The following is a 4,120-nucleotide window of genomic DNA, read 5'->3' on the forward strand; positions in this document are numbered from 1 at the left end:
ACAGGATTAACCACGCCAAAGACGCGTGGCAGGCATAGATTAAGAGATTGATGAAGAGAAAATCATTTTTGTCCTGGCTCCCAGTTTAATGCCCTTCGGGCTTGCTCTGCGAGCAATTAAACGGGACAGGCGGAAGCCAGGCCAAAAGGTAATCTGTCAATCCTGTTAATCCTGTCTAAGGCCTGCCACGCGCTTCGCGTGGTTATTGTTTTTTGTGACAGGGTTTCAGGAGTAAGCCACTAAAAAATAATACAAAGAGCATTGCAAGGCAAGCATTGATATATGGATCCTGAGTAACTATTCAGGGGGTCCTCGGTGGTGACTATTGGCAAAAGGCCAGGGGGACTGTCCCAGTTATGTAAGATTGTGCAGGTTCACAAAATTTGGCCTCTGGTATCTGTTTAGCGCTTTGCATGTGGCATGGGGACTGGCTCTTCCGGGACCCACTTGTCCCAAATAATGAGATATTTTAAGCACAAAATGATGCTCAAGTGGGTCCCGGAGTGCCTGTCCCCTGCTTTCCTTTTGTGCAGAAAAGGTGTCGCGGGGACTGTCCCCTGGCCGGTATCTGCCCCCCTGAAGGGTTACGAGTATATTAATTGAATAACATTTTTTTGCTCCAGGGATTGAGGAGTAAGTCGCTGCGACAAAAAACTTGACATTAGAGATGTGTGGCCGTAATGAAAGAAGATTAATTCACAAAAGGAGAATGTATGGCCAAAGAGGAAGCAATCGAAGTCGAAGGCGTGGTGGAAGAGGCTCTGCCCAATGCAATGTTCAAGATAAAGCTTGACAACGGACATGAGGTCCTGGGGCATATATCAGGAAAGATGCGCAAATTTTATATTCGTATCCTTCCCGGAGATCGGGTCAAGGTTGAGCTTTCGCCATACGATCTGACCCGCGGCCGGATCACTTACCGCTTCAAGTAGCCGGCACGCCTCATTGCTTCAAATCTGCTTTCCCCTCCCGCTTTAGATTTTCATTATGTCAGAAATCGATCTGCATACCCATTCCACCGCTTCAGACGGGACACTTACTCCTGCTCAGCTTGTGGAACTTGCTCTAAGAAAAGGGCTTAAGGCCCTGGCGCTTACAGACCACGATACCACCAAAGGGCTTACACAAGCCCTGCAGGCCGGAGTAAACCTGGGCCTGGAGGTGGTGCCCGGATGCGAGTTGAGCGTTGAATATCCCGGACTCATGCATATCCTGGGGCTATGGCTCAGCCCTGATGCCCCGGCCCTGAACACCGCCCTGCAGGAACTTCGAGACAAGAGAAACATGCGAAACGAGGTTATCATTCACAAGCTTCAGAAACAGGGCATCCAGATCACTTACGGGGAAGTCCAGGCCCTGGCCGGAGATGCCGCCATCGGCAGACCGCATATTTCCAGGGTGCTCATGGAAAAGGGCGTAGTTGCTTCTGTCCAGGAGTGTTTTGATGTCTATCTTGGTTACGGGGGCAAGGCTTATGTGCCCAAGGAAAAATTCAATCCGGAAAAGGCAATTGCCGTGCTAAAGGATGAAGACGCCCTGGTGGTGCTGGCTCATCCCTTTTCCCTGCAGATGGAAGCACAAGAGCTTCGAAGGGAGCTTGTGCGCTTCAAGGACCTCGGCCTGGACGGAGTGGAAGTGTTTTATTCCGAACATACCCAGGAGCAGACCGCCCTGTATTCCTCCCTGTGCCGGAAACTGGACCTTTTGCCCACCGGAGGCACGGATTTTCACGGCTCTGTCAAGCCGGAAATCGAGCTTGGTTCCGGCAAGGGCAATCTTGATCTTCCCTACAATCTTCTGCAGGCCCTCAAGGATAAGAGGGTGGAGCAGGGGCTTTGGGTCTAAAATCCGGAGTTCCTGAACTGCTTTGTCCGGCCGGGGACATGCAGCGCCTGCATACCGTACTTTTTTACGGCGCAGACGCGGTTTACCTTGGAGGCACCTTTCTTAATCTCAGATCCAAGTCCAAAGGTTTTGAAATGAAGGAATTGCCTCTGGCGGTTCAGCTGGCCCGAAGCTATGGGGCAAAGGTTTACTTCTGCCTCAATGCCCTGCTGATGCAGTCCAGCCTCAGGCAGGCCCAAAAATACCTTCAGGAACTGAAAGGAATGGAACTGGACGGGATCATAGCAGCAGACCCGGGCATGATCAGCCTGATTCACAGGTATATCCCAGACATACCTGTGCATCTGAGCACACAGGCTGGGACCTACAATGCCCTGGCAGCCCGATTCTGGCGGGAGCAGGGTGTGGTCCGGGTCAACCTGGCAAGGGAGCTCAGCCTTTTGGATATCCGGGATTTTTGCCGGGAGCCCGGTCTTCCGGAACTGGAAATGTTCGTGCACGGAGCTATGTGCATGGCCGTGTCCGGGCACTGTCTTTTGAGCGCCCACCTGAACGCGAGGTCCGCCAATCAGGGGCTTTGCACCCATCCCTGCCGCTTTGACTACCGGGGAGTGGCCATGGCCCTGGAAGAAAGGACCAGGCCGGGGGAGATTACCTGGGAATTATGGGAAGAAGAAGGTTATTCCAGGATTTTCAGCTCTCAGGATCTCTGTCTGGTAAGATTCTTGGGCTGGCTCTCGCGTCAGGGGCTTTCAGCCTTGAAAATTGAAGGCCGGATGAAAAGCGTCTCCTACCTGGGAATAGTCACCGACGTATACCGCACCGCCCTGGATGACTTCCATCGGGGCGATAAAAGGCCAGGGCTGTACCTGAAAGAACTGGCTGCAGTAAGCAGCAGACCTCTGGGGTCGGGCTTTTTTCTGCCGGCTGGCAAGATTTTCAGTGCACCTGAAACAGATTGCAGCCCAAACAAGGTCCTGGCCAGGGTAGAAGAGAAGGTGGGTTCCAAAGACTGGCTGGTACAGGTCAAATCCACCTGGTCACGGGATATGGATGTGGAACTTGTGTTGCCGGGACTCCAAAGACCTTTGCTGCAAAGGGACATGTACCGCCTGGAGGGAGTCGGCCGGGAGTCCTTGCAGAAAGTGCATTCCGGACAACAGGCTGTCTTGAGCACGCCGGACGGGCGAATTCAGGAGAATCTTTTGCTTCGTTCACTGTAGTGGTGGTTTTTCCTCGAAAATCAGTCTTTTTGAAGTGCTTGCCGGTAACAGTCCCGGATGAGCTCAAAGGAATGGCGCACTAGTTCTTTCCGGGAATTCGGCTTCGCAGGCAAAGGACTGAATATATCCACCTCGGCCTGGATCCGGCAATGGAAGAAAAGCTTCAAAATGTGCATTATAAAAAGGGTTCGGTGCCAGACCACCCGACGGCGCTGCTTTTGTGTCACAGGCCTTCCATCCAGTTGGGTGTAGCGGATGCAGACAGGCTGGACCCTGGTGCCGGCCTCTATGGCAGCCTGAAAAAGGGCCGACTTGAAGGGCAGCAGGCCCTCCCCGTCGGATGTCCCGGCTTCTGGAAACAGTGTCACAACAAAGTCCTGCTTCAAAAGATCCGAGATGCTTTTTATTTCACGATGCAGCTGGGCCGGGCTGCGTCTTTCCACAAACACAGTGCCGCCGAACCTGGCCATACGGCCTAGAAAAAAAGTCCTGGAGAGTTCCACGGATGAGATGAAAAGCATGGGCCTGAGGGAAGACAGTATGAAAATATCCTTGTAGGAAAGATGGTTGGCCACCACCAGTGTCCCGGGGGTAATGCCCTGACCCTTGGTATGGTCCCTTAAGTGTACATTTACTCCCATCAGTTTGAGCATAAGAGGCGTTAAATAATTGGCATTCCTGGAGTACCAGTTAAGTCTGGACAGGGGGTTTCTAAAAAGCACCCAGATGCTGCAGGAAAGTACGGCATAGACCCCTGCCAGGCTAAGAGAAGTGAAAACTCTGAAGGTCCATCTGATCCATTTCATAATTATTCATACGACCTGTTATCAGCACTATAGCGAAACTGTTAATGCGGGCCTGGCCTGCAACCCAAGATAAAGATGTGCTCTTATCCAATTGGGACAGTCCCGCACTTATTTTTCTGATGAACAAGCTACAGCCATTAGCACTACAGCGAAACTTATATATTGACCTCCGGGGACTGGCTCTTTTGCCGCCTGTTATTTTGTTCAATTGCAAGTTATCAAACGGCAAAAGTGCCTGTCCCCAAT

At 51.9% G+C, this 4,120-nt stretch carries 4 protein-coding genes; 3 read left to right on the forward strand and 1 reads right to left on the reverse strand.

Annotated features, from left to right (window positions below):
* Nucleotides 1-713 precede the first annotated feature (713 nt).
* The 3 genes from infA to QZP87_RS05970 are packed head-to-tail and all read left to right on the forward strand — an operon-like array spanning nt 714 to nt 3,068.
* Nucleotides 714-932: a translation initiation factor IF-1 gene (gene infA, locus QZP87_RS05960; protein ID WP_291322008.1), complete on the forward strand. Its 219-nt coding sequence runs from the start codon at nt 714-716 to the stop codon at nt 930-932.
* Between the two features lie 55 nt (nt 933-987).
* Complete coding sequence (locus QZP87_RS05965; protein ID WP_291322009.1) at nt 988-1,845, forward strand: PHP domain-containing protein; 858 nt, start codon at nt 988-990, stop codon at nt 1,843-1,845.
* Nucleotides 1,836-3,068 (forward strand): peptidase U32 family protein, encoded by a 1,233-nt coding sequence (locus tag QZP87_RS05970; protein ID WP_291322010.1) that lies wholly within the window; start codon nt 1,836-1,838, stop codon nt 3,066-3,068. The genes QZP87_RS05965 and QZP87_RS05970 overlap by 10 nt, the downstream gene beginning before the upstream one ends.
* Nucleotides 3,069-3,088: 20 nt before the next feature.
* On the opposite strand, the gene QZP87_RS05975 is transcribed toward QZP87_RS05970, so the two are convergent.
* On the reverse strand, nt 3,089-3,874 hold the full coding sequence (locus tag QZP87_RS05975) for a lysophospholipid acyltransferase family protein (RefSeq protein WP_291322011.1): 786 nt from the start codon (nt 3,872-3,874) through the stop codon (nt 3,089-3,091).
* Between the last annotated feature and the right edge of the window lie 246 nt (nt 3,875-4,120).

The organism is Desulfonatronospira sp. (genome assembly GCA_003563255.1).
GTDB lineage: Bacteria > Desulfobacterota > Desulfovibrionia > Desulfovibrionales > Desulfonatronovibrionaceae > Desulfonatronospira.